Source organism: Alkalibacillus salilacus, from assembly GCF_030812915.1.
Classification (GTDB): domain Bacteria; phylum Bacillota; class Bacilli; order Bacillales; family Alkalibacillaceae; genus Alkalibacillus; species Alkalibacillus salilacus.
On sequence record NZ_JAUSTQ010000007.1, the window covers coordinates 110,510 to 137,405 of the forward strand.

At 38.4% G+C, this 26,896-nt stretch carries 42 protein-coding genes; 34 read left to right on the plus strand and 8 right to left on the minus strand.

The annotated features are described in order from the left end of the window. The 3 genes from J2S77_RS09645 (at position 1) to J2S77_RS09655 (ending at position 2,374) form a co-directional block, all read left to right on the plus strand. Positions 1-1,041 (plus strand): ABC transporter permease, encoded by a 1,041-nt coding sequence (locus J2S77_RS09645; RefSeq protein WP_306976819.1) that lies wholly within the window; start codon positions 1-3, stop codon positions 1,039-1,041. After that, positions 1,016-1,813 carry an ABC transporter ATP-binding protein gene (locus J2S77_RS09650; RefSeq protein ID WP_306976821.1) on the plus strand — a complete coding sequence of 266 codons (798 nt, stop codon included), beginning with the start codon at positions 1,016-1,018 and terminating at the stop codon, positions 1,811-1,813. Before J2S77_RS09645 ends, J2S77_RS09650 begins: the two co-directional genes overlap by 26 nt. A gap of 288 nt (positions 1,814-2,101) precedes the next feature. Then, positions 2,102-2,374, plus strand: a complete 273-nt coding sequence (locus J2S77_RS09655; protein ID WP_306976823.1) for a hypothetical protein — start codon at positions 2,102-2,104, stop codon at positions 2,372-2,374. 64 nt (positions 2,375-2,438) lie between these two features. Here the strand turns inward: J2S77_RS09655 and J2S77_RS09660 are convergent, their stop codons facing one another. Beyond that, positions 2,439-2,756 (minus strand): hypothetical protein, encoded by a 318-nt coding sequence (locus J2S77_RS09660; protein ID WP_306976825.1) that lies wholly within the window; start codon positions 2,754-2,756, stop codon positions 2,439-2,441. Between the two features lie 188 nt (positions 2,757-2,944). Here J2S77_RS09660 and J2S77_RS09665 point away from each other — a divergent pair, with 188 nt between their 5' ends. After that, positions 2,945-3,112 (plus strand): hypothetical protein, encoded by a 168-nt coding sequence (locus J2S77_RS09665; protein ID WP_306976827.1) that lies wholly within the window; start codon positions 2,945-2,947, stop codon positions 3,110-3,112. A gap of 60 nt (positions 3,113-3,172) precedes the next feature. Here J2S77_RS09665 and J2S77_RS09670 read toward each other — a convergent pair whose 3' ends face one another. From J2S77_RS09670 to J2S77_RS09695, 6 genes are all read right to left on the minus strand, one after another. Beyond that, on the minus strand, positions 3,173-3,727 hold the full coding sequence (locus tag J2S77_RS09670; RefSeq protein ID WP_306976828.1) for a redoxin domain-containing protein: 555 nt from the start codon (positions 3,725-3,727) through the stop codon (positions 3,173-3,175). Between the two features lie 85 nt (positions 3,728-3,812). After that, on the minus strand, positions 3,813-4,046 hold the full coding sequence (locus tag J2S77_RS09675; RefSeq protein WP_306976830.1) for a hypothetical protein: 234 nt from the start codon (positions 4,044-4,046) through the stop codon (positions 3,813-3,815). 291 nt (positions 4,047-4,337) lie between these two features. Continuing rightward, entirely contained in the window at positions 4,338-4,838 is a 501-nt protein-coding gene (locus J2S77_RS09680) for a GNAT family N-acetyltransferase (protein WP_306976832.1), read from the minus strand. A 12-nt stretch (positions 4,839-4,850) separates the two neighbouring features. Beyond that, on the minus strand, positions 4,851-5,156 hold the full coding sequence (locus J2S77_RS09685; protein ID WP_306976833.1) for a hypothetical protein: 306 nt from the start codon (positions 5,154-5,156) through the stop codon (positions 4,851-4,853). A gap of 69 nt (positions 5,157-5,225) precedes the next feature. Then, the gene (locus J2S77_RS09690) at positions 5,226-5,438 is read right to left on the minus strand and encodes a DUF6366 family protein (RefSeq protein ID WP_306976834.1); all 213 of its coding nucleotides are present in this window, start codon (positions 5,436-5,438) and stop codon (positions 5,226-5,228) included. Between the two features lie 125 nt (positions 5,439-5,563). Further along, positions 5,564-6,058: a hypothetical protein gene (locus J2S77_RS09695; RefSeq protein ID WP_306976835.1), complete on the minus strand. Its 495-nt coding sequence runs from the start codon at positions 6,056-6,058 to the stop codon at positions 5,564-5,566. 159 nt (positions 6,059-6,217) lie between these two features. Here J2S77_RS09695 and J2S77_RS09700 point away from each other — a divergent pair, with 159 nt between their 5' ends. The 5 genes from J2S77_RS09700 to J2S77_RS09720 all read left to right on the plus strand — a co-directional run bounded on the left by J2S77_RS09700 (position 6,218) and on the right by J2S77_RS09720 (position 11,815). Then, the gene (locus J2S77_RS09700) at positions 6,218-6,541 is read left to right on the plus strand and encodes a thioredoxin family protein (protein WP_306976836.1); all 324 of its coding nucleotides are present in this window, start codon (positions 6,218-6,220) and stop codon (positions 6,539-6,541) included. Positions 6,542-6,602: 61 nt separating this feature from the next. Then, positions 6,603-6,905, plus strand: coding sequence for a metal-sensing transcriptional repressor (locus J2S77_RS09705; protein WP_306976838.1), 303 nt, complete (start codon positions 6,603-6,605; stop codon positions 6,903-6,905). 12 nt (positions 6,906-6,917) lie between these two features. Next, positions 6,918-9,302: a heavy metal translocating P-type ATPase gene (locus J2S77_RS09710; protein ID WP_306976840.1), complete on the plus strand. Its 2,385-nt coding sequence runs from the start codon at positions 6,918-6,920 to the stop codon at positions 9,300-9,302. Positions 9,303-9,524: 222 nt separating this feature from the next. Continuing rightward, the gene (locus J2S77_RS09715) at positions 9,525-10,922 is read left to right on the plus strand and encodes a M20 family metallopeptidase (protein ID WP_306976842.1); all 1,398 of its coding nucleotides are present in this window, start codon (positions 9,525-9,527) and stop codon (positions 10,920-10,922) included. A 413-nt stretch (positions 10,923-11,335) separates the two neighbouring features. Further along, positions 11,336-11,815 (plus strand): competence protein ComK, encoded by a 480-nt coding sequence (locus J2S77_RS09720; RefSeq protein WP_306976845.1) that lies wholly within the window; start codon positions 11,336-11,338, stop codon positions 11,813-11,815. Positions 11,816-11,877: 62 nt separating this feature from the next. On the opposite strand, the gene J2S77_RS09725 is transcribed toward J2S77_RS09720, so the two are convergent. Next, positions 11,878-12,480 carry a TetR/AcrR family transcriptional regulator gene (locus J2S77_RS09725; RefSeq protein WP_306976846.1) on the minus strand — a complete coding sequence of 201 codons (603 nt, stop codon included), beginning with the start codon at positions 12,478-12,480 and terminating at the stop codon, positions 11,878-11,880. A gap of 82 nt (positions 12,481-12,562) precedes the next feature. On the opposite strand from J2S77_RS09725, the gene J2S77_RS09730 reads away from it, so the two are divergent. The 25 genes from J2S77_RS09730 (at position 12,563) to J2S77_RS09850 (ending at position 26,804) form a co-directional block, all read left to right on the plus strand. Further along, positions 12,563-13,042, plus strand: coding sequence for a hypothetical protein (locus tag J2S77_RS09730; RefSeq protein ID WP_306976847.1), 480 nt, complete (start codon positions 12,563-12,565; stop codon positions 13,040-13,042). A gap of 170 nt (positions 13,043-13,212) precedes the next feature. Then, a complete protein-coding gene (locus J2S77_RS09735) occupies positions 13,213-13,962 on the plus strand; it encodes a GNAT family N-acetyltransferase (RefSeq protein WP_306976850.1) in 750 nt (249 codons plus the stop codon). Positions 13,963-14,011: 49 nt separating this feature from the next. Beyond that, positions 14,012-14,326 (plus strand): hypothetical protein, encoded by a 315-nt coding sequence (locus tag J2S77_RS09740; RefSeq protein ID WP_306976851.1) that lies wholly within the window; start codon positions 14,012-14,014, stop codon positions 14,324-14,326. A gap of 79 nt (positions 14,327-14,405) precedes the next feature. After that, positions 14,406-14,597, plus strand: a complete 192-nt coding sequence (locus J2S77_RS09745) for a DUF6366 family protein (protein WP_306976852.1) — start codon at positions 14,406-14,408, stop codon at positions 14,595-14,597. 24 nt (positions 14,598-14,621) lie between these two features. After that, positions 14,622-15,107, plus strand: coding sequence for a GNAT family N-acetyltransferase (locus J2S77_RS09750; RefSeq protein ID WP_306976853.1), 486 nt, complete (start codon positions 14,622-14,624; stop codon positions 15,105-15,107). A gap of 13 nt (positions 15,108-15,120) precedes the next feature. Continuing rightward, entirely contained in the window at positions 15,121-15,612 is a 492-nt protein-coding gene (locus tag J2S77_RS09755) for a GNAT family N-acetyltransferase (protein ID WP_306976854.1), read from the plus strand. 61 nt (positions 15,613-15,673) lie between these two features. Further along, the gene (locus J2S77_RS09760; RefSeq protein WP_306976855.1) at positions 15,674-16,198 is read left to right on the plus strand and encodes a GNAT family N-acetyltransferase; all 525 of its coding nucleotides are present in this window, start codon (positions 15,674-15,676) and stop codon (positions 16,196-16,198) included. Between the two features lie 54 nt (positions 16,199-16,252). Then, positions 16,253-16,675, plus strand: a complete 423-nt coding sequence (locus J2S77_RS09765) for a hypothetical protein (protein ID WP_306976857.1) — start codon at positions 16,253-16,255, stop codon at positions 16,673-16,675. A 44-nt stretch (positions 16,676-16,719) separates the two neighbouring features. Further along, positions 16,720-17,367, plus strand: coding sequence for an HAD hydrolase-like protein (locus J2S77_RS09770; protein WP_306976859.1), 648 nt, complete (start codon positions 16,720-16,722; stop codon positions 17,365-17,367). Between the two features lie 147 nt (positions 17,368-17,514). Beyond that, on the plus strand, positions 17,515-18,075 hold the full coding sequence (locus J2S77_RS09775) for a group-specific protein (protein WP_306976862.1): 561 nt from the start codon (positions 17,515-17,517) through the stop codon (positions 18,073-18,075). 52 nt (positions 18,076-18,127) lie between these two features. Next, entirely contained in the window at positions 18,128-18,754 is a 627-nt protein-coding gene (locus tag J2S77_RS09780) for a class I SAM-dependent methyltransferase (protein WP_306976865.1), read from the plus strand. A 35-nt stretch (positions 18,755-18,789) separates the two neighbouring features. Beyond that, on the plus strand, positions 18,790-19,257 hold the full coding sequence (locus J2S77_RS09785; RefSeq protein ID WP_306976867.1) for a GNAT family N-acetyltransferase: 468 nt from the start codon (positions 18,790-18,792) through the stop codon (positions 19,255-19,257). A gap of 512 nt (positions 19,258-19,769) precedes the next feature. Continuing rightward, a complete protein-coding gene (locus J2S77_RS09790) occupies positions 19,770-19,994 on the plus strand; it encodes a hypothetical protein (RefSeq protein WP_306976869.1) in 225 nt (74 codons plus the stop codon). Continuing rightward, positions 19,991-20,533: an isochorismatase family protein gene (locus J2S77_RS09795; RefSeq protein ID WP_306976871.1), complete on the plus strand. Its 543-nt coding sequence runs from the start codon at positions 19,991-19,993 to the stop codon at positions 20,531-20,533. The genes J2S77_RS09790 and J2S77_RS09795 overlap by 4 nt, the downstream gene beginning before the upstream one ends. Before the next feature lie 13 nt (positions 20,534-20,546). Next, positions 20,547-21,296, plus strand: a complete 750-nt coding sequence (locus J2S77_RS09800) for a DUF5694 domain-containing protein (RefSeq protein ID WP_306976873.1) — start codon at positions 20,547-20,549, stop codon at positions 21,294-21,296. A 43-nt stretch (positions 21,297-21,339) separates the two neighbouring features. Then, the gene (locus J2S77_RS09805; protein ID WP_306976876.1) at positions 21,340-21,618 is read left to right on the plus strand and encodes a hypothetical protein; all 279 of its coding nucleotides are present in this window, start codon (positions 21,340-21,342) and stop codon (positions 21,616-21,618) included. A gap of 54 nt (positions 21,619-21,672) precedes the next feature. Beyond that, complete coding sequence (locus J2S77_RS09810; RefSeq protein ID WP_306976878.1) at positions 21,673-22,170, plus strand: GNAT family N-acetyltransferase; 498 nt, start codon at positions 21,673-21,675, stop codon at positions 22,168-22,170. 170 nt (positions 22,171-22,340) lie between these two features. Next, complete coding sequence (locus J2S77_RS09815; RefSeq protein ID WP_306976894.1) at positions 22,341-22,685, plus strand: HIT family protein; 345 nt, start codon at positions 22,341-22,343, stop codon at positions 22,683-22,685. A gap of 67 nt (positions 22,686-22,752) precedes the next feature. Next, complete coding sequence (locus tag J2S77_RS09820; protein ID WP_306976879.1) at positions 22,753-23,265, plus strand: hypothetical protein; 513 nt, start codon at positions 22,753-22,755, stop codon at positions 23,263-23,265. Positions 23,266-23,791: 526 nt separating this feature from the next. Continuing rightward, positions 23,792-24,064, plus strand: a complete 273-nt coding sequence (locus tag J2S77_RS09825; RefSeq protein WP_306976880.1) for a hypothetical protein — start codon at positions 23,792-23,794, stop codon at positions 24,062-24,064. A 135-nt stretch (positions 24,065-24,199) separates the two neighbouring features. Beyond that, on the plus strand, positions 24,200-24,628 hold the full coding sequence (locus J2S77_RS09830) for a DUF4181 domain-containing protein (protein ID WP_306976881.1): 429 nt from the start codon (positions 24,200-24,202) through the stop codon (positions 24,626-24,628). Between the two features lie 33 nt (positions 24,629-24,661). Then, positions 24,662-24,961: a hypothetical protein gene (locus tag J2S77_RS09835; RefSeq protein WP_306976882.1), complete on the plus strand. Its 300-nt coding sequence runs from the start codon at positions 24,662-24,664 to the stop codon at positions 24,959-24,961. Positions 24,962-25,352: 391 nt separating this feature from the next. Continuing rightward, on the plus strand, positions 25,353-25,754 hold the full coding sequence (locus tag J2S77_RS09840) for an RDD family protein (protein WP_306976883.1): 402 nt from the start codon (positions 25,353-25,355) through the stop codon (positions 25,752-25,754). Positions 25,755-25,829: 75 nt separating this feature from the next. Beyond that, entirely contained in the window at positions 25,830-26,411 is a 582-nt protein-coding gene (locus tag J2S77_RS09845) for a hypothetical protein (RefSeq protein ID WP_306976885.1), read from the plus strand. A 69-nt stretch (positions 26,412-26,480) separates the two neighbouring features. Then, entirely contained in the window at positions 26,481-26,804 is a 324-nt protein-coding gene (locus J2S77_RS09850) for a hypothetical protein (protein WP_306976888.1), read from the plus strand. The last annotated feature ends 92 nt before the right edge of the window (positions 26,805-26,896 follow it).

Below are 26,896 nucleotides of genomic sequence, written 5' to 3' on the forward strand. Positions count from 1 at the left end.
ATGTTACAAGCATTATACGGTGCAGTTGAATCAGGGTTAATTTACGCCTTAATGGCATTAGGTGTTTATATTTCCTTTCGATTGCTTGATTTCCCAGACTTAACAGTGGATGGCTCCTTCGTAACAGGAGGAGCTGTAACCTCAGTCATGGTTATAAACGGAATTGATCCGTTTACCGCGACTTTAGCTGGCGCAGCGGTCGGCTTTATCGTCGGTTGCATCACGGGGATTTTGCATACGAAAGGTCATATTAATCCATTGTTAGCGGGTATTTTAATGATGGTTGCGCTCTATTCGATTAACTTGCGAATTATGGGTCAGCCCAATATACCACTTTTAAACGAAACGACCGTGTTTACGGTGGTGGAAAATTGGTGGCAAACCTTAAACTTGCAAGGAATTGTCATGGCACCGTTTGAAGCGCTTGGCATTGCTGCCTACGTCCCAAGTTCATTAGATGTTCTCGTCGCAGCTACTATTCTTATGATCATTGTAAAAAAACTTCTCGACTTCTTCTTACGCACAGAAGCGGGCACAACACTGCGTGCGACAGGTGATAACCAGACAATGGTACGCAGTTTCTCGGCGAATACGAACGTCTATATTGTCGTCGGCATGGGCGTATCTAACATGCTTGTTGCGTTCAGTGGATCGATGGTAGTCCAACATAACGGTTTCGCGGATATCAACTTAGGCGTAGGAATGATCATTATTGGTCTTGCTTCGGTGATTATTGGTGAAGTGCTCTTTAGTTTTGGTTCGGATAAAATTGTTCGTACCACACTTGCAGTAATCTTAGGTGCTATCGTGTACCGCATGATTTATGCAGTTGCGCTTCAAGTTGATTTCTTAGAAGCGAGTGATATGAAACTCATTACAGCACTCATTGTTGTCGCGGCACTCGTCGTCCCGAATTGGCTCGGCCAAACCAACGCGAAGCAACAGTATAAGAAATCGAAAGCAAACGCGGCCAAACAAAAAGCAAGCCAAATCGAGACGGAAGGAGAGAGAGGCCATGTTACAGCTCAATCAGATTCATAAAACGTTCTACCCGAACACACCAGATGAACGCCAAGCGCTCGTAGACTTGCATCAAGAGCTTTTAGGAGGCGATGTTGTCACAATTATCGGCAGTAACGGTGCTGGTAAATCGACACTGTTAAACACGATCGCTGGTTCGATTGTTCCTGATGAAGGCGACGTCGTTATTGATGGAAACGATGTGACGAGGCTCTCCGAACAGAAGCGCGCTTCCTATATCGGCCGCGTCTTCCAAGATCCTAAAGCCGGTACAGCACCAGGGATGACGATTGAGGAAAACATGATGATCTCTCTCGGTCGCACAAAACGACGCAGTCTATTTCGTGGCGTGACGAAGCAACTACGTCAACAATTCCGTGAGCACTTAGCAACACTCGAAATCGGTTTAGAAAATCGCTTGAATACAAAAGTCGGCTTACTATCTGGCGGTGAACGGCAGGCGTTGTCACTTTTAATGGCAACCTTTACCGAACCAAAAATTCTCCTCCTCGATGAGCACACAGCAGCTCTTGACCCATCGAAAGAAGAATTGATTTTACGCTTAACCCGCGATTTAGTCGAACGCCATCAATTGACTACTGTGATGGTCACACATCAAATGGAGCAAGCGATTGCATTCGGCAATCGCCTCTGGATGATGGATGAAGGCAAAGTCATATTCGAAGCCAATGACGAGGTGAAACAAGATCTAACAGTAGAAGACCTTCTCGATCAGTTCCAAGCCATTCGCGGCAAGAAAATGGCCAACGATCGTGCATTGTTAACGAAATAGAAGATACGAACGTCCGGCTGGGGTTAGTCGGGCGTTTTTTGATTGTGTGGCTTTTCATTAATTCAATGCGTTAATGAAAAGAAAGGGGGATAAAGAAGGTGTCTTGAGGCTTTTATCATTGGAAATGTGCCGTAGAATTATTACTTATTATAAGTTCCACTTTAGATGCAGGTGTTGGGTATAGAATTTAATGTTTGAATAGTGAAAAATTAAGTTTATCAATAATTTAAAATTATGTTAGTATTTGGTTCAAAGTATTGACTGTTTTAGATGAGAGGATGAATTAAATTGATTCCAAAAGTCTTAAGAAAAATTGGGTTTTATGTTAGCCCTGCTATAAGTTTAATTGCTATGCTGTTAGGGTTTGTTGTAATAATCGCTTTTGTCTACTTGTATAACACAAGGTCTGACTTAGGAGTTCAGTATTATGTGGTATTAATCCTTTTAGAGTTTTGGACTATCAATATGTCATTAAAACACTGGGGAGATGGATTTAAAAAGTTGAAAAGATATAAAAGGCATGCAAGGCGGGTGAAAGCAGCAAGGGAGCATGGACGTTAAGGTTTATTTGATGTTTTTATGAACAGTCATACTCTATGTCTCTATTAGAATACCCTCATATTGGTCATGCATCTTTCTCGTTATTTTGCCATTTCACATAATTGTAAATTGTGTCTATTAACACTGCAAAAAAGAAAATAGCGCCAATAATTAAATATTCATTGAATGTTAAATCACTAAACCAATACATAATTAGGAACAGAATGACAGCATAGGGGAACGTCCACAGATCACGTATGAATCTCCTTCTGTAAGTTAATCTGTGATAGTTTAGGACAACCCCTTTATCCTGCTTTTCTGTATCCTTATATATGTTCGACATCACTATACTAATAATCAAGGCTACTGAAACTGGTACGGCAATAGCAAATACAATAGTCATATGTTTCCTCCTCTTAAGAAATAATAGTTTTATAAAAACAATTAAATAATCTTATCCGTTTGTTCGAGCTTATGCTCCATTTATTGATTGCGAAAATTTCAACGCGATGCAACCCATAGTTGGAGTTGTAAAAACATCCCCTTCGTTTTATAATAGATTTAGAATAAAATGTCGAGGAGTGACCGATTATGACTGATGAACAAATGAACACCATCATGCAAGCGATTAAAGAGTTATCTGACAACCAAAAGCAAACCAATGATCGCCTAACACGAATTGAAGAAAAATTGGAATTTGTTCAGCATAAGTTAATTGAGCATGATGAACAAATTTATACGTTACGAAAGAAAGCATAACACTTTTTCCATAGAGAATGCTTAAAATAATCCTAGCATGTTTTAACCAGAACGACTCGTTCAGTCGGACGGCAATATTTCGTTCACTAATACATGAAGTTGTTCCTCGTGAAGCTCTCCCACATAGTGATCTTCCATTGAACCATCAGGGTTAATGAAATAAGTAGTCGGTAATCCCATAACCATATAATCTTCCATTACTTGTCCATCATTTAATAAAATAGGAAAATCAATTTCTGGAATCTCACCCAAAAAATTGGTGATTGTATCTTCTGATTCATCTACATTGATGGCGATAACCTCTAAACCATCTTCTTCATAATAGTCATATACTTTTTGAATTACTGGCATTTCGTGTCTACATGGCTGGCACCAACTAGCCCAAAAGTTTACGACTACACCTTTCCCTTGCAGTTCTGTTAACTCAAGTTCACCATCATTAAGTCTATTCAGCTTAAAATTTGGAGCTGAAACTGCGTCGAATTCAGAGTTAGTGTGACCTTCTGTTATTTCTGCGGGTGATGTTGAATCAAATACTTCGAAATGGTCTATGATGACGATTGCCAAAGCAGAAATGAGTGCTATAGAAATTATAATTTGTAATACCTTCTTCATAATTTGTTCCCCTTATTTTTCAAAATAACAAAGGTAATCTACTATCTAAGCATACTGTTTCCGCTATCATTTGATGAATTAAAAATCAGGATTTCACTAAATCCTCTTGATTCTCACGTTGATTCTGTGTCTTTTTAATTTTGATAAAGATCATGATTAGAATAACAATCATGATTAGATTGATAAATATGCTGATATTTTCAAATGAGAACAGTGGGTATGGATTGTTGATTATGATGAAAATTTCGCTGATTAAACCAATAGGGGCAAAGATTAACCCTGCTATTATTAATTTTTCAATGTAATCTAAAAAACTCATATAAATTCTCCTTTGTGTAGATGTTGCATAATTGAAAAAGGCGTCTAAATCCTTAAGCGCAATATAACAGTTAATACTGTTCGTCATTCGATCTAGATACAAAATACAACAATGGTGCAACAATGACTAATCCTGCAGTAGCTTTACCTAAAAAAACTGCAGTGTACGAAAACAATTCAATTTCTCTGCCTAGAATATAGTCTGTTATAATTCGCAAAATAGTGATTATGGTCGGAAGTATAAGGGACGAAAAGAGAATGATTTTCAAACCTCTTGGCATATCATCACTTCCTAAAAAGGTATTTCTCTTGAGTATCGCAAGGACACTTGCTGTTCACCTGTCTCGGTTTCTTGGATTCGCTTTTCTTTATACGTAAATCCTCTTGCTTCATAAAATGGAATCCCTCTATAGTTACCTTCCTGGACAGACACCCATTGTTCAGAGATACCCTCTTCGATCTGTTCTTGGGTTAATGTTTCAAGCAGCTTCTTTCCAATCCCGTTATATTTAACTTGATCATCGACATAAAGCACAAATATTTCGCCTGTATTCGTTCCTGTTTTTCCTCCACCAATCACGCCGACAACCTGTGAGTCCATTAATGCTATGTAAGAATAAGCCCCTGCTTCTATATCGCTTTTAACACGTTCTTCATTGTACCAATAGGCCACATTTATTAACTGATATTCATCACTTAATATGCCTTCAACTGTTTGTTTCCAGCCTGTTGAACAAATAGTAGCAATAGCCCCTGCATGATTAATGTTAGGTTTTTCAATGACTATATCCATTGACGCCCCTCCCTAGGTTTCAGTCTTTAATCTCACTGAACTCTGATAATAATAAATGAACGTTAGAGCTATTGTTAATAATAGTGATGCACCAAAGATATAAACGCCACCCCAATATGGAGACGAGCCTGTTATGACCCAAATTCGATGAGGTATGAAAACGATCATAGCGACGATAAGCGTTCCCCATAGCATAGATATGATATTCTGTTTAGCTTCTTTTAATACAGAAGATCTGTCAGTATATTTGATTTTAGAAAGTTGTCTCGTTGCAATTATTAATAAAGTGATTGCGGCGATAAGCAAGAAATAATCCATTCACCACACCTCCGATTAACATTCTTTCAACATTATTTTTACATTTTTTTCCTTTAAGTCCAGTCCTTATTATAAAAACAACCCATACCCTATAGCACCTATTATAAGTGTTAAAAGGATAATCAGCGTCACCTTCCAGTTTAAACCACCGACCAAATCTACAAGACTTCCATATTTAGCTCTCTCTGATGAATCTTTCAAATTACCAAGAGGGTTACCTTGCCGTTCTTCTTGTCTTATTCGTTCTCTTCTTTCTTCTGGTGTTTCTTTGTCTTCCTTCATTTCGGACACTCCATTCAATGATAAATAACTTTATAAATAGGAACCTTTATCTTGTGGATTTACTCAGCACTTCTGCCCTGAAATGCTCTGCTGATTATAATAGTGCCGAGTATGAGAGCAAATACTTATAACGTATAATCCAGATAACTAGGTAATGAAAGGAACTGAAGGATACCGATAATGGCGAGCGTCATCCAGAATAGTTTCTTTAATATATTAAGTCTCATTATTACTAACTCCCCATAATGATCGTTTAGAATATATCTACCAAGCAACAATATATGTAAATATAATAATGAAGCTATGACACCGAATACAAAAATATTAATTGTTGTGCTTGAAATCCCTGTAGATGATAAGCCAATAAACAGCATGACATTACAAACGATTCCGCCAAACAGATATAAGGTCACTGAGAAGATGTATTGATACGATTGAATACGTTGAATAAGATGGTCTGCAACAATCGAAAAGGGTGTGCCAAATATGAGACAAATAGTGGCTGTCACTGAAAAATAGCCCCAAAAATATTCCCAAACATTTCCGAAAGCCGATAATGCGATAGAAAAAATAAAAGCTGTTACTAGACCAATAGAGACTCTTTCTGAGATTTTCACCATTAACACGCCTCTTCTAAAAGTTACCATGATTTTAACATAAAATAACAATTAATAAGCTTCATTATTAAAATCTATGCGCTAAAAATTGTAGAAGAAGCAGTTTCGTTTACATACCTACAGGGGGTATGATATTCTTAGTTTAGATAAGGTGGTGACGATATGAGTCAAACTGAAACATTGCAGTCAATAGAAGAGGTTAGAACGTTTGTCGCGGAGAATGACAATGCGTTGTTATTTATATCGAGCCAAGGGTGTAGCGTGTGTTCAGCGTTATGGCCACGCATACAAGACGAATTAGAAACGTATGACAATATCGCCCTCGGGTATGTCGACGTGGATGAGGTAAAAGAAGTATCAGGCGAATATCTCGTCTTTACGGCCCCGATTACGTTGGTGTTCCAAGATCAAAAAGAAGTGATGCGTGAAGATCGCTTTATGCGAATGGAAGCGTTTAGCGAAAAGATGGAATTAATGTTAACGTAAAAAATTTTAACCATATAAATACTATACGGGGGTATGGTAAAAAAGAAAGGATGTTTATTAAATGAGCGAATATTTACATGACGAACCTGTTGTACCACGAACGGATGATGAAAAGGAAAAGCTTATGAACCGCCTAAAGCGAATCGAAGGGCAAGTGCGTGGTATTCAAAATATGGTCGAAGAAGATCGTTATTGTGTCGATATATTAGTTCAGATCAGCGCGATTCAATCAGCGCTTAAAAACGTCGGTTTCTCCGTCACCGAACGTCATATTAACCATTGTGTGACTGATGCAATCCAAAAAGGTGAAGGCCACGAAACGATTCAAGAGTTAATGGACGTTTTAAAACAGTTTTCGAAGTAAGGAGGGACGAATATGAGTGAAAAGGAACATGCAGATTTAACCGTCACAGGGATGACATGTGCAGCTTGTTCGACGCGTGTTGAAAAAGTCCTGAATAAAATGGACGGCGTCGATGCACAAGTGAACTTAACGACGGAAAAAGCAGCGGTCGATTATGACCCTGAACAAACGTCGATGGATGATATTACGAATAAAATCGAAAAAGTCGGCTATGGTGTGCTGAAAGAAGGAGCGGACTTCGATGTGTACGGCATGACGTGTGCTGCCTGTTCGAGCCGGATTGAAAAAGTGTTAAATAAACAAAATGGCGTCGAGACCGCGAGTGTGAATTTAACGACAGAATCGGCGTCGATCCAATACAATCCAGGCATCATTGACCCAGATACGTTAATCGAAAAAATCCAAAAGCTCGGCTATGACGCTGCACCAAAAGCGGAAGCTGAGGAGAAAGAATCGTACAAAGAACAAGAACTCAACAAACAGAAGACGAAGTTAATCGTCTCAGCAGCGTTGTCAGCGCCATTACTCCTGACGATGTTCGTCCATTTATTTAACATGTCGATTCCACCGATTTTCATGAATCCGTGGTTCCAGTTTGCCTTAGCTACGCCCGTTCAATTTGTGATCGGCTGGCAGTTTTACGTCGGCGCATATAAAAATTTGCGTAACGGCGGGGCAAACATGGATGTGCTCGTTGCCTTAGGTACGAGTGCAGCATATTTTTACAGTTTATCAGAAGGCATTCGTACGATTGGCAATCCTGGTTATGACCCTCATTTGTATTATGAAGCGAGTGCCGTCATTATTACGCTAATCTTATTCGGTAAATATTTAGAAACACGGGCGAAAACGCAAACGACAAACGCGTTGTCGTCGTTATTGAGCTTGCAAGCGAAAGAAGCACGTGTTTTACGTAACGGCGAAGAAGTGATGACGCCTGTTGAAGATGTCGTCGTAGGTGATCATCTGATTGTGAAACCAGGTGAGAAGATACCCGTAGACGGTACGGTCGTCAGCGGATCGACATCAATTGACGAGTCGATGATTACAGGTGAATCAATGCCCGTTGAAAAAGAGGCGGATTCGAGTGTGATCGGTTCGACGATCAACCAAAATGGTGTGATTGAAATGGAAGCGACGAAGGTTGGGAAAGATACCGCACTTGCGTCGATCGTTAAAGTCGTGGAAGACGCACAAGGGTCAAAAGCACCGATCCAACGTTTAGCTGACGTTATTTCAGGCTATTTCGTACCGATTGTGGTCGGCATTGCCGTGGTCACGTTTATCACGTGGATCACACTCGTCCAACCTGGTCAACTCGAACCAGCACTCGTGGCGGCAATTGCAGTCTTAGTCATTGCGTGTCCGTGTGCGCTAGGCCTAGCGACTCCAACATCAATCATGGTCGGTACTGGGAAAGCCGCCGAAAATGGTATTTTATTCAAAGGTGGCGAACATTTAGAACGCACACATGAACTGGACACAATCGTACTTGATAAAACAGGTACGATTACAAAAGGGAAGCCTGAAGTGACAACATTCACAGGTGACCGCGAAACGTTACAGTTACTCGCAAGTGCTGAGAAAGGCTCTGAGCACCCGCTCGCTCAAGCGATTGTAGCGTATGCGACAGAAGAAGAGGTTGTGTTAAGTGATGCTGAACAATTTCAAGCTGTGCCTGGTCATGGGATTGAAGCGGCGGTGTCAGGCCAAACGATTCTCGTCGGTAATCGTAAACTGATGCAAGATCATGGCGTCGCAATTGGTGATGCAGAACAGACGTTAATCGAGATGGAAGAAGCGGGAGAAACCGCGATGTTGATTGCTATAGACGGCGAATACCGTGGCATCGTTTCGGTTGCAGATACTATTAAGGAAACCGCACCTCAAGCGATTAAAGCATTACAAGACCAAGGCTTAACCGTGATGATGCTGACAGGTGATAACGAGCGTACGGCTCAAGCGATTGCGAAGCAAGTGGGTATCGATGACACGATTTCTGAAGTCTTGCCAGAAGATAAAGCAGAGAAAGTGAAAGAACTCCAACTTCAAGGTCATAAAGTCGCGATGGTCGGCGATGGGGTGAACGATGCGCCCGCCCTTGCGATTGCTGATATCGGCATTGCGATCGGTACTGGAACTGAAGTCGCGATTGAAGCGGCTGACATTACGATTTTAGGCGGCGAATTGCAGTTGATTCCGAAAGCAATCAAAGTCAGTCATGCAACGATTCGCAACATCCGCCAAAACCTATTCTGGGCATTCGGCTACAACACAGCAGGCATTCCTGTCGCAGCAATCGGCCTACTTGCGCCATGGGTCGCAGGTGCTGCCATGGCATTAAGCTCAGTTAGTGTTGTCACGAACTCTCTACGATTAAAACGCGCTAAGATATAAGATGGACCCCGTTCAGCTGACGCTGAACGGGTTTCTTTTTGTGGTTTGAATTTATGAGATAAATGGATGAATTTATTTAATAAGTTCATCCATTTATTTAATAAATAGCGAAACTAATTTAAAAAATGAAAGAACGTTGCGCATAGAATAAAAAAGAATTGAAAGTAACTGAAAAGTATGTCATTTTATAATAACAAAACACACGCACAGGAGGGGATAAGGATGGACCATGCGAAAACGATCGCGTCCTATATCGATGCGAAACAAGATCAGTTCATTCAAATGAGTGATGATTTATGGGGATTCGCGGAAACGGCTTTTGAGGAAGTCGAGTCTGCCCATTATATTGCAAGTAGCCTTGAACAAGAAGGATTCACTGTGACACGAGGGATTGCGGACATGTCGACTGCGTTTGTTGCGGAATACGGCTCAGGTGATCCCGTTGTCGCGTTTCTAGGTGAATATGACGCATTAGAAGGATTAAGCCAAGAACGCGGGGCGACAGAACACCAACCAATCGTTCAAGGTGGCAGTGGCCATGGCTGTGGTCATAATTTACTCGGAACAGGCTCTTATGCGGCGGCGATTGCGGTTAAAACGTATATGGAAGAACACGGTTTAGAAGGAACCGTCCGTTATTACGGTTGTCCAGCAGAAGAAAGCGGGGACGGGAAAGCTTTTATGGTAAAAGCAGGCGTGTTCGATGATGTCGACTTTGCGCTCTGTTGGCATCCAGCACCCGTGAATTCAGTGTTACGCCTTAATGTGCTAGCCGTCCAACAAGTATTTTTCCGTTTTAAAGGACAATCCGCGCACGCTGCGGCGAGTCCACACTTAGGTCGGAGCGCGCTCGATGCCGTTGAACTCATGAACGTCGGCGTCAATTACCTACGCGAACATATCGTCCAGAACGCGCGCCTGCATTACGCCGTAACAAATACAGGTGGAAATGCACCGAATGTGGTGCAGTCTGAAGCGGAAGTACTTTATCTCGTTCGCGCCAGTAACGTCAAAGAAGCACACGAGATTTTCGAACGCGTGAAAAATGTCGCAGAAGGTGCCGCGCAAATGACCGAAACCGAAGTCGAAGTCCATTTCGACAGTGGATCGAGTGATCTTGTTCGAAACGACACATTGGATGATACGATTCAAGCAAGCTTAGACGGGATCGAACCACCAACTTACTCAGAAGATGAACGCGCCTTTGCCGAAACGATTCGCAGCACCCTATCAGAAGCGGAACAAAACACATACTGGGCAAATGACTTAGACGGCCATACCCTTACTGATTTCATCGTCGACCGCGATCAAATTCACGAACAAACCGGGTCAACCGATGTCGCCGACGTCAGCTGGGTCACCCCAACTACCCAATGCTTAGCGACTTGCTTCGTCAACGGCACATCACTCCACTCCTGGCAAGCCGTTTCACAAGGTGGCACATCGATTGGGCACAAAGGCATGTTGTACGCAGGTAAAGTTATGGCTGCAGCTGCGATTGATGTGATGCGAGATCAAGAGAAACTAGAGGAAGCGAAGGAAGAGCTGCAACAAAGAACCGCGAAACAAGGGTATATCTCACCGATCGGTGATGGTGCTAAGCCTGGGCCAGTAATTTAAAAAGAGCCAACTTGACTTTAATTAGGTCGTTTTTATCATTGAGTAGTAGCGAAAATCTCTAAAATATCATCGCGAATTAAACTTTATCATCGACTGGATTAGATTTATCATCGAGATTCACAACTTTATCATCGACTTTTATGTTTTATCAGCGAAATCAGAACATTTATCATCGAAAATTAACAATTTATCAGCGACTTGACTAATGAGTTTTACAATGCCAAAAAATTGATACTAAATATTAACTGCAAATTTTTCACTAAGTTTTAAGAAATGAGCACTATTGTATTAACATTCTGTCCGTTTAAGGGATAATTTAATGCAATTGCCGTTATTTTTGAACAAATTGCGATTTTACTTTTGATAGTATTTTAACTAATATAAATTTAAATTTATATTAGGGAGAGATTTATGTGAGAATCGAAGAAGAAGCTCGAGTAAGTACTAAAACGATGGCGGTATTACCTTATGAGTTTTCAGAAGGCATTTTTGGATCATATGTAGTTGATCAAGATGATGACTTTTATAGTTATTCGACACCAAAGCAATTAATAAATGAAGCCTGTCATTACTATTTTTGTAGTTTGAAAGGCCGTTTAGAAGGGACAAGGAAAGTGTTCGGTATCAACAGAAAACTTCCTATCGTCATTGAACCATCTTTTAATATGTATTTTATGCCGACAACGTCACCGCTTTCGCATGACTGTGCTTGGATTTCACATGGTTATGTGGAAAGCTTGGAAAGGCTATCGACTAAAGAAACGTGCATTAAGTTTAGCGGAGGCAAGGCGTTAACCGTTCCATATTCTTATAATTCATTAAATAATCAACTGTTTAGAACTGCACAGTATCGGCATATGATTACTGATCGTTTGTCAAAGACATCTCTATAAACAGTCAAAAAAGTAACAAAAACCGTGTGATAATCATATAATTGATCTATCACACGGTTTTATTATTTAATCGTTATCCCATTCAAATACCTTCTTACTTCTCCGTCAACTTTCTCTTCATCATACAACCCATCATACATCACCGTCTCAAACACTAACCCATGGATAAAGATCGTTAATGTATTTGCGGCTTCATCGATTGATTCGTCCTTGCTCAAGAACCCATTCTCACTCAACATCATCACGATCTCTTTCGCAAAGCTGTAATTGACTTCGCGGGATTTGTTTTTCGCTTCATGGTAGTCGGGGTTCATGGTGGCCATGATCGAGAATTTCATCCAGATATCGTTTTCCATGCGTTCTTCTTCGGTGCTAGCTTGGACGATTTGTTTGATCATGCGAACGGCGTTGTCGAAGATATTTTCGTCGTCATGGTGTGCGATTTCGTCCATGCGGGCTTTGAACCGACTGTAAATTTCCTCGATTGCATCAATATAAATATCTCCTTGCTTCGGGAAGAAGTGTTGGACGGATCCGAGTGATAGGCCAGCTTCTTTGGCGATTTCTCTTAATGTTGCTTTCTCGAAGCCAGAGCGGTGTACGATGCGGAACATCGCTTCTATAATATGATCTTTTCGTTCGGTGTGGTCGATTTTTTTCGGCATTGAAAAACACTCCTTGCTTTTATAAGTCAGTTGTATTATAATGAATCTAGGTCAGTTGACTTAAATAAAAGGCGGTGATGGTATGGAAAATGTGATCCTTCAGGTGTTGTTTGTGTTCTTTGTCAGTATGGTACCGTTTTTGGAAGTGTTCTTAACTGTTCCAATGGGGATTATCGTTTTTGATTTCTCGCCACTCGTAACTCTCACAATCGCTGTGCTAGGCAATGCGGTAAGTGTGCTTATTTTTATCTTTTTCGGTTCGACAATCAAGGCTGGTTTCCACAAAATAACGCAAAAGTGGCGCAGACGTGAAGTAGCTCCAGCTTCAGTTAATCCTAAAATAAAAGCGACCTTCGAACGTTACGGGGCACTTGGCGTTTGTTTCGCTTCGTCACTATTGTTCAGTAGCCAAGTCGGCGCGAGTACTGTCGCGACATTTGGCATATCGAAACGCAAAATATTCGTCTGGACGAATCTCGGCATGATGACATTAGCTGTCACTATGGCAACCCTATCCGTCTTTGCTGAAGAATTTGTCGTAACCATCGTCAACTTATCATAAATTATAGAAGAAAAGCGGATGGAAAACAATGCTCGCTTACGATTAAACGCTCAGAATAACTCTGAGCGTTTTTATTTTACTTATATATTTTTTTATCCAAAAATATGGTAAAATATGATTAATTGACTGAATTTTTCAACATATAATGGTTAATTCAAGGAGTTTAAGTGATGTCGACTTTATCCAATCGGAATATCAAATTAGTCGATGGGTCACCTGAGTATGTCGTCGTTGAAGAGATCGGTGATATTCAGACAGACGGTGCTTTCGAACAATTACTCAGCGACCTTGAGACATATACTACAACTAAGCAAACACAGTCTGTATCGATTGTGTTAAATGAACAAGAAGCTACCAAGTCCAAGTTTCCACAAAAACTTAAGACATCAGGTTTTCAATTAGTCGACAGTCAGTATTTTTATAAACGAAATCTAGCGGATTTGCCTCCTCATGATGGCAACGTTCAGTTTGACTTGAAACCGTTAAAACAAACATCACCAGACTTATTTAAGCGTGTTTGGCAGGAAGCGAGTGCTGATTCGCTTAACGCTTCATTTGTGTCAGTCGACAGAGAATTCGAAGGGATGAAAAAAGAACTCGGGCCTGGATACGCGAACAGTTGCCTCACTGTTTTCGTGAACGACGATCCAGTTGGTGTGACTATGCCTCAAATTGAGCCAGGTACAACAGACGAAGGTCGGTTATTTTATTTTGGCATCATTCCGAAATACCGTGGCCAAGGATGGGGTAGAGCGCTGCACCTTCAGTCGCTCCACTATTTAAGGAAAATGGGAGCGATCTACTATATTGGCGGGACTGGCGAGCATAACAAACCAATGCAGCATATTTTCGAAGCAAATGGGTGTTGTATTTTGGAGAAAAAATATACATATAAACTAAAACAAGACATGAAGAAATAGAAAAAGAAACTATAAACTTTGTGTGATTTTTAACTAAATGAGGCTTTTCATGAAGAAATATTGGCAAGCAATTGAAGAGTATTTCGAAGATGTTGATAAAAGGATGGATAACAATTTAACTCTTGCCGGAGTATTCGCAGTGCTAATCATTGCAAAGATAATAAATAAACCTTTTTATTACGATATGACTCTCCTAACATTACTTATTTTAGTAAGGCTTGGGTGGGACCTGGTTAATCCAAGGTCAAGACAGCAAAAGCGGCATAGACAAACGTTAAGTATCACATTGGCTTTGGGCTCTTTAATAGTTCTTATATGGTTTGTTGTCAGAGTGATATTTTACTATCCACTATGGCTAGATTAATATATTTAAAGTTCATGACCTAAAACAATATGAACTCAAAATTAAACTTAAAGAAAATCTATTAAAAAGGTGGGATAACATGAGTAACGATAACCAAAGCCCTGAAGAACGCCGTGAACGCATGAGACAGGAAGAGTTAAAACACCCATCCAGCAGTTCGCATGGTAGTAACATGGCTGATTTAGTCGGCGGCATGAGTTGGAAGTTTACGGGTGTGTTGATTGTAATTTTAGTGATAGGTTTATTGGTTTATGGATTGTTTTTTCAGTGATGAAGTTTAAGTGAAGGAAGAATGATGATGTATCAATTTAAGATTATGACGCAGGCACAAGCCGAGGAAATTGCATTTCATTGGCATTATGATAGTGACTATTCATTTTATGATATGGAAGCGGACGAAGAAGATTTAGAAGAATTTATCGATCCATCTAAACGGGGTGATTCGAAATTTGCTGTGATAAATCGCGGAGAATTAATAGGTTTCTTTAGTGTAAATCCTGTTGATGATCAAACAGTAGATATAGGCTTAGGTATGCGACCTGACCAAACGGGACGTGGTAAGGGGTTAGCTTTTCTCGAAGCGGGGATTGCGTTTGTGCAGCGTGAATATGAACCCAACACCATCACCTTGTCGGTTGCGACCTTTAACCAACGAGCGATCAACGTCTATAAAGCATTTGGTTTTAGAGATGTTAAAACTTTTATGCAGCATACCAATGGTAATAATTATGAATTTTTAAAGATGGAGTATGAAGTTAAACAATCAAATGACAGCAATTAAATCGGAGGACATTATGACATCACAACAACAATCATCTATTTCATTAATACAGTACACAGAACCATACAAACCATTTTTAGATGACTATCATTTACCAGAAGAACAACTAATGTTTACGATGCTACCGATAGAAAAGATTCATAATCCCAAGGTGACGAGTACTTCTAGCCATGTCTTAATTTTAGATGGTGATCGACCAGTGGGTTATTTTACTTTGGAAGACGGTGCAAAACTTCAGAAGTATAGTGATAATCCACGAGCCCGTGTTTTAACATCATTTTCAATTGAATCAACATTTCAAGGCAAAGGTTTGGCCAAAGACGCCTTAACATTATTACCGTCATTCGTTCATGAGGAACTTCCTGAAGTGAATGAAATTGTCCTTGGTGTTAATCAGAAAAATGTCGCGGCATTAAACTTGTACATAAAGATGGGCTTTATGGATGAAGGCGAAATCTTCGAGGGCGCTAAAGGACCACAGCATGTATTGCATTTATATTTATAATCTTGTAGAGCTTGCTTTGACTTAAACGCATAGTTTTTATAAATCTATTGAGGTGATAACGATGATGATTCGTGAAGCGGAATATCAAGATGCATACGCAATTGGAATCGTACATGTTGAAAGTTGGAAGACGACTTACAAAAATATTATTCCAGATGACTTTTTAGATAACATGTCTTATGAGAGACGCAACGATAAATGGAAGGATAATATTGCTCAAAACGATCAGTATGTGTTTGTGGCAGAAAATGATGACAGAGAAATTGTAGGTTTTGGTAGTTGCGGGAAAAGAGATAAAAATACAGTAGAAAACGCAGGTGACTTAACGACAATTTATCTTCTTGAAGAGTATCAAGGTAGAGGAATTGGAAAAGAACTGTTCAAACAGTTATTTCTTCAATTTAACGAACTTAGGTACAATCGAGTGTTTGTAGAAGTATTAGAAGGTAATGATGCTTGCCGTTTCTATGAGCATTATGGAGCGAAACTAATCAAGTCTGAACAGGTGAAGATTGGTGGAGCTGAACTTAATCTATTGACCTACGAGTGGGAAGATGTAGATGACGTGATATCAAAATTGACGTAATTGCTGTGCTTTTTAGTCATCAATTGAGTCAATCGCTTATACGAGGAGGATAAAATGACTATAAAAAATATTTCAAATGTTTATAACCTATTATTGTCGTTAGGTGCTTTTTATTTAGGTGTAACAATGCTTTCAGGAGAAGGAGTTTTTGAGACATTTCCACCAGAATGGGTTGGAAAAATGCCATTTAATAGTTGGGAAAGTTTAGCTTTCTCGGGCATGATTATTTTTGGAGTTGGAAATGCAGTGATAGCCTTCTATGGCTTTATAAAGAAAGATCATAAAATATTCATATTCATATTAACATTCATTTGGGGACTATTACTTTTCTTATCTGCCATCATGCCCATTATGTTAATAGGAGAATGGTATTTACCAGCTCTACAAATATGGTTATTAAGTTTAATGCAACTCATACTTGGTTTTATTGGCATAGTGACTAAGAGATTTAATAAAAAGAAACAGTTGAAATTCTAGCCCATTAGAACAACACTTAATTGAATTAAAAGGGAGAAGAGCCAATGAAACAGGGGATTATTTTTGATATGGACGGGACATTGTTTCAAACAGATCAGATTCTAGAAGGGGCGCTTGAGGCTACCTTTGACCACTTACGTTCATTGGGCAAATGGGAAGAAGTAACACCTCTTGAGGAATATCGAAAGATTATGGGCGTGCCTCTGCCAGTGGTGTGGGAAACATTATTACCCGACCACTCAGAAACCGACAGAGCACAAGTTGATACGTATTTTGTAGAAAGATTGATTGAGCAAATTAATCAAGGAAAAGGCGCTTTATATCCTCGCGTCGAAGCGACTTTTCAAGATTTGAAGGCGAAAGGTTACGACCTATTCATCGCGAGTAATGGTTTAGTTGATTATTTAAATGCGATTGTGCGTTATTATCTATTAGATCGATGGGTGACAGAAACCTTTAGTATCCAACAAATCGATTCGGACGATAAAGCGGATTTAGTTCGGACTATTTCAGATCAATACGCTATCACGGATGGTGCTGTTGTGGGTGATCGTTCATCGGACATCTTTGCTGCAAAAGAAAATGGGCTAACTGCGATTGGTTGCCAGTTTGACTTTGCACGTGATGGTGAATTGGCACAGGCTGATCGAGTGATAGATGATTTAGAAGCTTTGCAGAAGATCTTTACATAATTCGGATTGATTTAAGGGTCATAAACACTTCAAGAGTAATGGATGAAGCGAAGCTGAACTGGAAGGTGTTATGTCGAAATTATACTGAACTCGTGGCTATTAATTATAAGAGAATCAAGGCTAATAAAGAGTGATGAGGAGGATCTTATGGAATACATCTATCATATTGTTCCTAAACAGATGGTCGGGGATGAACTGATACCATTAAACAAAATTAAGTATAAGGATACAGAGTTGTATGAAAGTTATGTGGAGAAATATCAAGATCATCCGCAACGGATTAAACTCTTGGAAAGAAAGGTTCCAAAACTGAATTGTTTATGGAATGATGTTGTTCATTTTTTACCTATTCATCCTTATCAAGTTTATAAAGAATTGAATGATATAGGTGTCAATGCGAGTAGTGAACTTCGATTTTATAAGATTCCCATTACAAACCTAGAAAACAATCAAAATGTGATTTATTCATACAGAAAAGAAAATTACAGAGGTCCAGCAGCAGATATGAATGAAAAAGACATTGAACACCTTAATTTAGATGAATACGAGGAATTAGCTTTTGTTCCAACTGACACCATTGAATATTTTAAGGAACAGCATAGTCAAGGCAATCGTTTTGGGATGTTTCATTTTATACCCCATATTTTAAGTCTGGGTGAAGTCAACATATCTGATGTTGAGGTTATAAAGTGGAGTGAACAGCCGTGATTGCGAGTGATAAATTTTATAGAACATTTTATAAGTAATGGAGGCAAACGTTGTGTTAAGTAAAAATAGCTTTGATTTATGGGCAGATGATTATGACAAAACGGTCCAAGTAAGTGAAGAAAATAATCAGTACCCTTTTGCAGGTTATAAACAAATATTAAATATGATCTTTAATGAAGTCATGAAAAAGCAAAAATCTAACGTTTTGGATATTGGGTTTGGAACAGGGGTGTTAACTCACAAACTATATGATCATAGCCACCAAATAGATGGTTTGGATTTTTCAACGAAAATGAAGGAAATTGCGCAATTTAAGATGCCCACTGCTAATCTAATTGAGTGGGATATCACGAATGGTTTGCCTCCTGAGATCATGGAGAAAACCTATGATTCTATTGTAAGCACCTATACATTGCATCATTTAACGGATGAAGAGAAAATCCCATTTATCGAACAGCTTGCATCCCTTCTTGAAGAGGGTGGCCAACTGCTCATAGGTGATATTGCTTTTGAATCGCGAGAAGAACTGAATGCTTGTCGATTAGAAAACCTAGATGTCTGGGACGAGGATGAGTTTTATCTGGTTTATAATGAAATTAAGTTATCATTATCCAACACGCTTCATTGTGAATTTTACCCGATTTCACATTGTGGTGGTGTGATTGTTATTTCGAAGTAGAATTAATCTGCATCAGAGTCAAGGAGGATTTACAATTGAAGATAAGACTCGCAGAACCCATGGATATCAAACAGCTAATTAAGATGCGCTGGGATTTTACGATTGAGGATGACGAAAGCAAAAGTAACGAATCATTCGACGAGTTCGCGATTGAATGTGAGTCATTTCTAGAGCAGGCGATGATTAGTGGCAGGTGGTTTATCTGGGTGGCTGAGGATCAAGGAAACATCGTGTCGCATTGTTACCTAGAGTTAGTTCACAAGGTGCCACGTCCTGGTAGAGTGACTAAACCATTTGCATTTATGACGAATGTCTATACGCGTCCAGACTATCGCAACCAAGGGATTGGGAGCCAGTTACTCGAAACCATTAATCAGTGGGTTGAAGATAATCAATATGAGTTTGTCATTGTGTGGCCAAGTGATGAGTCGATTAATTATTACAAGAAGAACGGTTATGTTCATTGTACCGAACCTATGGAGTATGTATATAAGAATAACTAGAAAAATGGGGAATCGTAAAACTCCTAGTGCAATAACAAGGTGTTACTTTTTATCAATATTTTAATGAGTAATGATTGGTTAGATTGGCAGGTTAAACGTATGAACAAAGAAAAGTTAAAAACGATATTTGAATCCAAGTTAGGCCTGTTGGCAATTTTATTATTTGGGCCTTTGATAATTTATTCAGGTTATCTTTATTTCGAAAGATACGGAGAGAAACTGTTAATTATTATTTTAATCTTAACGGTCTATATAGGCCGTTTGAAGATATGACTCAACTCAACAGAGATCATGTAGAAGGTTCAGAAAAACGATTGGATTATTTACATCCAGATTATTTTGAAAGAATGGATGGTCATCTGAATATTTAATAACAGTTGATTATTGAAAAGTATGCTAGCGAAGAAGGAGTATGTCTGCAAAAGCATTCAGTCTTTAAAGTTAAGTGTTGGTTCTGTTAATTAATATTTTAATTACTCTTTAATGATTGGTCAGATGGGAAGGTTAAACGTATGAACAAAGAAACGTTAAAAACGATAGGCAAATCGATTGTTGACCTTTATATAACCTTATTAATGGGGCCAGCTATGATTTATTCAGGTTATTTATTAATTGAAAAACACGGATGGGATTTCTGGTTTATTGCATCAATTATTATAGGCATAGTTGCGATTTGTTTTGGTATAAACCAAATACGAAAAAGTATTAAGAAATTAAAAGAAGGAGAGATAACATGAAAGCACTATTAGTCATCGACGTACAAAATGGCATTGTTAACGCTGGAAATTTTGAAGAAGAATTATCGCTTATGGAACAGGTGATTAAGGATTTTAAAATCAAAGAATTACCGGTTATTTTCATGAAGCACTTCGATGAAGCTGAAGAAAGCCCGTTACACTCAGGGTCAGAAGGCTCTGACTTACATCCATCATTAAAGGATTATGCTGATGTTGTTATTGAAAAGAAAACGCCTAATTCTTTCTATGAAACGGACCTGCAAAGTCAATTAGATCGTTTAGGTGTGGATCATCTATTCATTACTGGTTTTAATACAGAGTTTTGTTGCATGTTCACGGCTATAACAGGATTTGATCGTGGATATAAGGTGACGTTTATTGAAGACGCCACAGGAACTGTCAATACAGATGAAACTTATGAGATGCCAGAGTTAGACATACGAGATTTTGTAGGAACTGTCTTGCATTGGTCTAACGTCATTGAAGTAGTCGATGTGGATGAATATGGTGAGTACTACGATTCCGAAGTAAACGATTAATAGGTGGGATCATATGTCACATTCAAAACCGACTGTTGTTATTTTAGGTACAAACCATTTTAATAGTCCTAATAATGGTGATTTATTTCAGCCTGAAACACAGGATATATTAGCCGAGAATAGACAGCAAGAAATTGCCGAAGTTATTGAGCGTCTTGTGCACTATAATCCGACGAAAATTGCCCTAGAAGTTTTAAGCGATCAACAAGAGGAATTGGATGAAAGTTACCAAGCTTTTTTACAAGGAAAATATTCTTTGAAGGCAAATGAACGCCATCAGATCGGATTCAAGTTGGGACGTGCAATGAACCACGAAAAACTTTATGCCGTTGACTGGAATGACCAAGTCGACGGCATTCCTGATTTAGAAGATTGGGCAGATACACGTGGTTCTCATGTGTTTGAAGAAGTAAAGGAAAAAGGGGCATTCCTAACTAAAGAAATAGAAACATATTTTAATAATCATTCTGTGGGAGAATTCTTGCGTTGGTTAAATACCTCATCGAACTTGAAGGCCAACCATGAGATTCATATGTTATTAGCTTTAATCGGGGATCATGATCAACCAGTTGGAGCAATGTGGACGGCGCAATATTGGTATTATCGCAACCTGATCATTTACAAAAGCATTGTTGATTTAGTAACTAGCAACGACGATCGTCTTTTCGTTTTGTACGGTATGGGTCATGTTCATCTGCTTACTCAGTTTTTACAAGAGAGTGGTCGGTTCAATGTTGATGTGGTATCTGATTACCTTAAGTAGCGTGAACAATGATGGCGTGATTTTTAATAAAAGGAGTTTAATCATGGATGAAGAACTTACTCGCGGCGAAAAAGTCATTCAGGTGAGCTATGGTGTGACGGTGACGGTCATGATGTTGTTGGGTGTGGGGTATTTGTTTGGTGATGACAGTCCTGGATCAGATATTTATGGTATCTTTTGGATTACAGGTGCAATGATAGTGATGAGCGCTTATGATTTTTATAAAGATCTTAAAGTAGGTAAAAAAGGCTGGCTGGCAATTGACATATTAATTATGGTTTTAGCTATTGTTTTAATAGTAAGGATTGTTAATTCGATGTAGTTTATAGCCTCGATAATTTAAGAGTTAAGTTTCTGGTGGTAGGGGGGAGAAGGCGTGAAAATCAGAGAAGTGGAAACTTTTGATGCCGATAAATTAGCAAATCTTATCCAACGAGTTGATGAAAGTGCTCAGTACATGCTCTGGGAAGCTGGAGAGAGGGATATTCAACCGGAAAACCAAAGGAGTATGATCGAAAGTTTTAAAAAGGCATCAAATTCAGCCATATTCGTAGCAGAGAGCGATTATGAGCTAGTCGGCTATTTGATAGCAATCGGCGGGAATGCAAAACGGAATCAACATTCTGCTTACCTTGTGATAGGAGTTTTAGAAGGTTTCAGGGGAATGGGGGTAGGAACAAAACTGTTCGAAAAGTTGGAAACATGGGCTGCGCTTAAAAACGTTAGTAGATTAGAGCTATCAGTCGTAACTAAGAATGAAAGTGGTTTGTCTTTGTATAAAAAAGCAGGATTTGAAATTGAAGGGACAAAAAGAAACGCTTTGTTTATAAATAATGAAATGGTAGATGAATACTATATGGCGAAACTACTATAGTGACCTCCTCTTCCTAGCAAACACATTGTTTTTAATGGCAATAAATTAAGATGACGTCGTTATACATAACAGATGAGCAAGGTTTGTATGGACGGAGAAGGTTAGGAGCGGATTAAGTTTTGAATGATTGTGTATTTTGTTATCCATAGTTAGAACCAAAACAAAAAGTTATTTTAAGTAATGAGTACTGTATGTTTTTGCAGCTAGATGAAGCTCAAGTAAAGGGTGCTCAACTTGAAGGTGCAGGGTTAATCGTACCACGAGAACATAGAGAAACCGTATTTGATTTAACAGTAGAAGAATGGAACGCAACTTATAGCCTTCTGCAAGAAACAAAAAGTTACATAGATGAAAAACATCACCCAAATGGTTATAACATTGGGTGGAACTGCTACGAGTTGGGTGGGCAACACATTTATCATTCTCATCTTCATGTTATACCAAGGTATTCAGATGAACCATTAGCTGGTAAGGGAATTCGGCATTTATTTAAAAGCACCGAAAATAGAAGGTGAGATGGAATATTCAACAAGCGAAGCACTCACATAAGTTTAAGAATTTTTAACTGGAGTTGAGTTAATTTTGGGTAATAAACCGAAAGCTTTTTTTCTGGGGTCAATCGTTTTAAATGTATTACTCATTGGATTAGTCGCATGGGGATTTTTCAAAATGAGCTATGTAAATGAACGTGTTCTGATTAGTGATGTTTACGCAAATTTAGTCCAATTAGAAGAATCAGTCCATCACCAGGTTGAGGATGATTGGACAAATCTAAGCCTAGTGACTACAAGGATGGATGAATTATTTATGGGACTTTCAACCAGTATGAATGTGGGAGCAACAACTAATATGTTATCACAACATGAAACGGACACGTTAATCGACTTACAACAGATTTTACTAACATATCAACAATTACCAATCGATTCATCAGAAGACTACAGCGACTTAACTGATTCGGACCAAAAGAGATATGAAGAATTAGGGATCATACTTTCTGATATAGATTTTAAAGAAATTTCCGATGACAACATTAGCACAGAATCCGTCATGCAGAAGGTCGAGGAATTAGTTGAAGAACTCGAAATGCAATAAAATTTTGAAAAACAAAGTGCTTCAGGAGGTTTTACTATTTACAAAAAAGTTTTAAGTGTTTCAGCGCTGATCTTAGGTATGGTTATTCTACTATACTTGATGGTTGGCAATTACTATGATCTTCAAATTGCGTCACAAAGGGCAACAGAGAATTTAATATTACTGCTTACTACCATGTCTTTGTGGGCGTTCTTATTTGGCACGTTGATGGAATGGAACGGTTTAAGAAGTCTCTTCAAAGGCAACTTTAAAATCAATTGGCAACTTCTTATACCAACTGTTGTCGTTACTATTTTGGTCTTCATACCAAATTTTTATTGGCTAGGATGGTTCGGACAATCGCAAGACTTTTTTCCAAATGTATTATTGCTTTCGGAATTGAATATCGTTTTATCTGTTTTAGCAGGGACTATGTTGGTTCGTTCGTTTGTAAAGAAATAAATGACGAGTGTTATGAGTAATGAACACTTAACGCGAAATCTATTAATCTAGCATCTTGATGAGTGTTTTAGAAGGAGAGTAAACAATGGATGGAGAGCTGACACGAAGAGAGAACGTCATACGGGTTTGCTATTATGTGATCATTACGATGATGACGTTATTAGCGGTAGGATATTTGTTTGGAGATGACCGACCTTTTACTGATACTTACGGTTTCTTATGGCTTGCAGGCGCATTGTTGGTGAGAAGTGTTTACGATTATTATCACCATGTTAAGAAAGATCATAAGAATTGGGTTATATTTGATGTATCTTTCATAATTCTGATTGTTGCTGTGATGATATGGACTGTATGGTAGAGCAATGTTGGTTAAAGGCAAAACGTTTAAAGAGATAGTGTCCGTTCAAGAATCAGAATTATCGTCATACATACGAGATGTTTATCCTGCGTTGAAAAAGTGATTTTATAGGAGATTTAATATTAGGAGGATTTAATGAATGGGATTGCTTTATATGAATATTTTCTGCAAGTAATCGTAATTACGTTTGCTATTGGACTTGTTTTACTGATTGGGTTTAATGCATTTGTTAGTAAATGGTTCGGTGTTGAAAGAAAAAATATTTTTTCTTTCAACTATGTGACTGATCGACATAAAAAAATAGATCGAGTGATAAGAGGGATTACTTTAATCAGTCTACTGGTTGGTTATACCATCAATGTTAATACAGGGACTTGGTATTGGTTTTTACAACCTTGGTTTATACTGTTGTTTTTAATTTTTCCTTCTTTTATCGTAACCATCGTTATGGAACGAAAATATGCATCGAACCCAAATGCTTACAAAGTGACACTTAGTGAGATGGGATTTGTGATTGTCCTAATGCTGTCGTTATATCTGACTTATGTATGGGTAATAGCTTAGATTTTTAGCTTGAAATTAAAGGAGAGAGATCAAATGATGAAATTTTTGTTGAAGATGTTCTTATTGATTAGTGTATTGTACCTTATTAGTTTTGGTGTTGATACTTTATTAAATTTCGGTCTTGTGAATAGCGTCTTTGTTATTGGCTTTCTTGCATGTTTCTTTACTTACGGTGGCAGAGCCTCATCACTAGGGGATGCGGCTGCATCAGTTGCTACTATGGGTCAACATGTTCCAAAGTCAAAAGTGAATCAATACGTTAGTTCGCTAAGCCCATTTTTTATCGGCTCTGTTTTAACGTTTTTGTCTGCGTTTGGATTGTTATTTATATAGGCTGATTTGCTGGAAATGGTCGTTTTGACTAATAAACAGGTAGGAAAACTGTTTAATCTGTACTAACGCAAGGAGAAAGGAACTAAGCGTTACTATGTTATAAAACCTCATTTAGAGGTGGTTCTTAGATTGTTTATGAAAGGGGTGAAGTGGTGAGCTTAATTTCATTATTTATAGGTGTTGGTGTTGTGCTGTTTGTTGTTGTGTCGTTTGCGTTAATATCGTCCAAGAAGTGAATGTGATTACTCGTGTGGGTGAAAATAAGAGTTTATATTCAAACATGCCGTTAAGTAGTTGTTATAAGAATTATTGGAAAAGTAGCTTGATTGTTTTAATGAATAGGTCTTAGTTAAATGGTATCTGAGGTGATTCTATTAATAATTTAATCCATATGCGCCAGAGAGTTCTCGCGAGGGTTTATGATTATTTGATTCTAAATTTAATCGTATTGATTTGTTTGTATCTATTTAATGTGAATAGCGATTTTCCACTTGAGCGAAATGGATATTGGAGTGTATATTACGTTTCTTATTATATCTTGATTCCATTACTGTGGAGTGGATACGTCATTGGGAAAAAGTTTTCGAATATTCGATTGACACACTCAGGTGGAGAAGATCCGACGTTTAAGCACACATTTTTGAGAGAATTTGTCGGCTTTTACTTGCTTGGTATTCTTACACTAGGAGGATCACTTATAGCATCGACGGTTATGATGGCTGTTCGAGAAGATGGTCGCGGAATTCATGATTTTATTGGAGGAACTCGAGTCTTCAATGCGGAAGAACATTAACCTTATGCACTTTAGTGTATGTTGAGTTACATTTTAAGATTGCTAGTTAACGTTAAAAGACTTGGGGAGATTAGTATGAAGAAGAAGGCGAGCAAGATTACGCTGAGTATAGTTGGGGTACTAATAGTTTTTATCCTGATTATGACTTGGTTTTATCCTTATTCTATGTTGAGTATTCATAAGAGCTATTCATTTACACCTGACTCAGTTGTAGTCGAGAATTATGCCGAAGATTTGAAAATATTTAATGAAGCATATGAAGAGGATTTAGAGGCATTAGAATCGGCAGATAACATTGATTTAACAGTTGATCGAACACAATATTTACTCCCAATGTATGAACAAGATTGGTTAACGAGTGATGATACAGTCGAGATGGATAAGGAAAAGCTGGATAAGATGTTATTTGAAGTGAAAAACGGAAGAGAATACTTGTTAGAGCTAATGGTGAGGAAGGATTATTCAGAAGATCAAAAGGATTATTTAGCCAATGTGATCTCAGGTTTATTGTCCCTAGAGGACCAACTCATTGATCTAAAAAACGGGACAGCAGAATCAAGAAAAACACTAAATTCGCAAATTAGAAATGTTCAAAGTAGTTTCGAGAGTAACTTTATGGTTTTTAAAACATTTTATGAAAGATCTAAAGATAATTAGTGGTCAAAGGAATAACCAGGTTTTTAGTTTCGAATGTAATAGTTTATGAAGAGAAAGTGGGTTCATAAGGTGAAATGGTCAATATATCAATTACTAACATTTTCGTTAATCGTCTTATTCATGTGGTTTTTAGAATACATCAATCAGAAAGGAACTAATCCAACTTCATCAGGGGAGTGGACAGCTGTAAATTCTACGTACATGACTTTTCTCACTGTTGCCTTAGTCATAACGCTCTTTTATCTGATATTTTTATTTGAAGCTAAGAAGGACAACAGTTTATTGGATCGATCGCTGTGGAAAGTGATGCCCACAATTTGTATTGTCGCAGGCATCGTATCGGTTATTCTCTTTTTAATTGGTGGAACTTTTGGTCCGATTATGGAATGGTGAACTGTACCCTTAAAAGTGGACAATTTAATAAAAAACTAGGCGGCTAAAAGGTGACCTCGATATTGATTCGGGGTCATCTTTTTTAGTGTCCA

Coding starts and splice junctions, on each gene's coding strand:
- J2S77_RS09645 (WP_306976819.1), top strand. CDS start 1: ATGTTACAAGCATTATACGGTGCAGTTGAATCAGGGTTAATTTACGCC.
- J2S77_RS09650 (WP_306976821.1), top strand. CDS start 1,016: ATGTTACAGCTCAATCAGATTCATAAAACGTTCTACCCGAACACACCA.
- J2S77_RS09660 (WP_306976825.1), bottom strand. CDS start 2,756: ATGACTATTGTATTTGCTATTGCCGTACCAGTTTCAGTAGCCTTGATT.
- J2S77_RS09665 (WP_306976827.1), top strand. CDS start 2,945: ATGACTGATGAACAAATGAACACCATCATGCAAGCGATTAAAGAGTTA.
- J2S77_RS09670 (WP_306976828.1), bottom strand. CDS start 3,727: ATGAAGAAGGTATTACAAATTATAATTTCTATAGCACTCATTTCTGCT.
- J2S77_RS09675 (WP_306976830.1), bottom strand. CDS start 4,046: ATGAGTTTTTTAGATTACATTGAAAAATTAATAATAGCAGGGTTAATC.
- J2S77_RS09680 (WP_306976832.1), bottom strand. CDS start 4,838: ATGGATATAGTCATTGAAAAACCTAACATTAATCATGCAGGGGCTATT.
- J2S77_RS09685 (WP_306976833.1), bottom strand. CDS start 5,156: ATGGATTATTTCTTGCTTATCGCCGCAATCACTTTATTAATAATTGCA.
- J2S77_RS09690 (WP_306976834.1), bottom strand. CDS start 5,438: ATGAAGGAAGACAAAGAAACACCAGAAGAAAGAAGAGAACGAATAAGA.
- J2S77_RS09695 (WP_306976835.1), bottom strand. CDS start 6,058: ATGGTGAAAATCTCAGAAAGAGTCTCTATTGGTCTAGTAACAGCTTTT.
- J2S77_RS09700 (WP_306976836.1), top strand. CDS start 6,218: ATGAGTCAAACTGAAACATTGCAGTCAATAGAAGAGGTTAGAACGTTT.
- J2S77_RS09705 (WP_306976838.1), top strand. CDS start 6,603: ATGAGCGAATATTTACATGACGAACCTGTTGTACCACGAACGGATGAT.
- J2S77_RS09710 (WP_306976840.1), top strand. CDS start 6,918: ATGAGTGAAAAGGAACATGCAGATTTAACCGTCACAGGGATGACATGT.
- J2S77_RS09715 (WP_306976842.1), top strand. CDS start 9,525: ATGGACCATGCGAAAACGATCGCGTCCTATATCGATGCGAAACAAGAT.
- J2S77_RS09725 (WP_306976846.1), bottom strand. CDS start 12,480: ATGCCGAAAAAAATCGACCACACCGAACGAAAAGATCATATTATAGAA.
- J2S77_RS09730 (WP_306976847.1), top strand. CDS start 12,563: ATGGAAAATGTGATCCTTCAGGTGTTGTTTGTGTTCTTTGTCAGTATG.
- J2S77_RS09735 (WP_306976850.1), top strand. CDS start 13,213: ATGTCGACTTTATCCAATCGGAATATCAAATTAGTCGATGGGTCACCT.
- J2S77_RS09740 (WP_306976851.1), top strand. CDS start 14,012: ATGAAGAAATATTGGCAAGCAATTGAAGAGTATTTCGAAGATGTTGAT.
- J2S77_RS09745 (WP_306976852.1), top strand. CDS start 14,406: ATGAGTAACGATAACCAAAGCCCTGAAGAACGCCGTGAACGCATGAGA.
- J2S77_RS09750 (WP_306976853.1), top strand. CDS start 14,622: ATGATGTATCAATTTAAGATTATGACGCAGGCACAAGCCGAGGAAATT.
- J2S77_RS09755 (WP_306976854.1), top strand. CDS start 15,121: ATGACATCACAACAACAATCATCTATTTCATTAATACAGTACACAGAA.
- J2S77_RS09760 (WP_306976855.1), top strand. CDS start 15,674: ATGATGATTCGTGAAGCGGAATATCAAGATGCATACGCAATTGGAATC.
- J2S77_RS09765 (WP_306976857.1), top strand. CDS start 16,253: ATGACTATAAAAAATATTTCAAATGTTTATAACCTATTATTGTCGTTA.
- J2S77_RS09770 (WP_306976859.1), top strand. CDS start 16,720: ATGAAACAGGGGATTATTTTTGATATGGACGGGACATTGTTTCAAACA.
- J2S77_RS09775 (WP_306976862.1), top strand. CDS start 17,515: ATGGAATACATCTATCATATTGTTCCTAAACAGATGGTCGGGGATGAA.
- J2S77_RS09790 (WP_306976869.1), top strand. CDS start 19,770: ATGAACAAAGAAACGTTAAAAACGATAGGCAAATCGATTGTTGACCTT.
- J2S77_RS09795 (WP_306976871.1), top strand. CDS start 19,991: ATGAAAGCACTATTAGTCATCGACGTACAAAATGGCATTGTTAACGCT.
- J2S77_RS09800 (WP_306976873.1), top strand. CDS start 20,547: ATGTCACATTCAAAACCGACTGTTGTTATTTTAGGTACAAACCATTTT.
- J2S77_RS09805 (WP_306976876.1), top strand. CDS start 21,340: ATGGATGAAGAACTTACTCGCGGCGAAAAAGTCATTCAGGTGAGCTAT.
- J2S77_RS09825 (WP_306976880.1), top strand. CDS start 23,792: ATGGATGGAGAGCTGACACGAAGAGAGAACGTCATACGGGTTTGCTAT.
- J2S77_RS09830 (WP_306976881.1), top strand. CDS start 24,200: ATGAATGGGATTGCTTTATATGAATATTTTCTGCAAGTAATCGTAATT.
- J2S77_RS09835 (WP_306976882.1), top strand. CDS start 24,662: ATGATGAAATTTTTGTTGAAGATGTTCTTATTGATTAGTGTATTGTAC.
- J2S77_RS09840 (WP_306976883.1), top strand. CDS start 25,353: ATGCGCCAGAGAGTTCTCGCGAGGGTTTATGATTATTTGATTCTAAAT.
- J2S77_RS09845 (WP_306976885.1), top strand. CDS start 25,830: ATGAAGAAGAAGGCGAGCAAGATTACGCTGAGTATAGTTGGGGTACTA.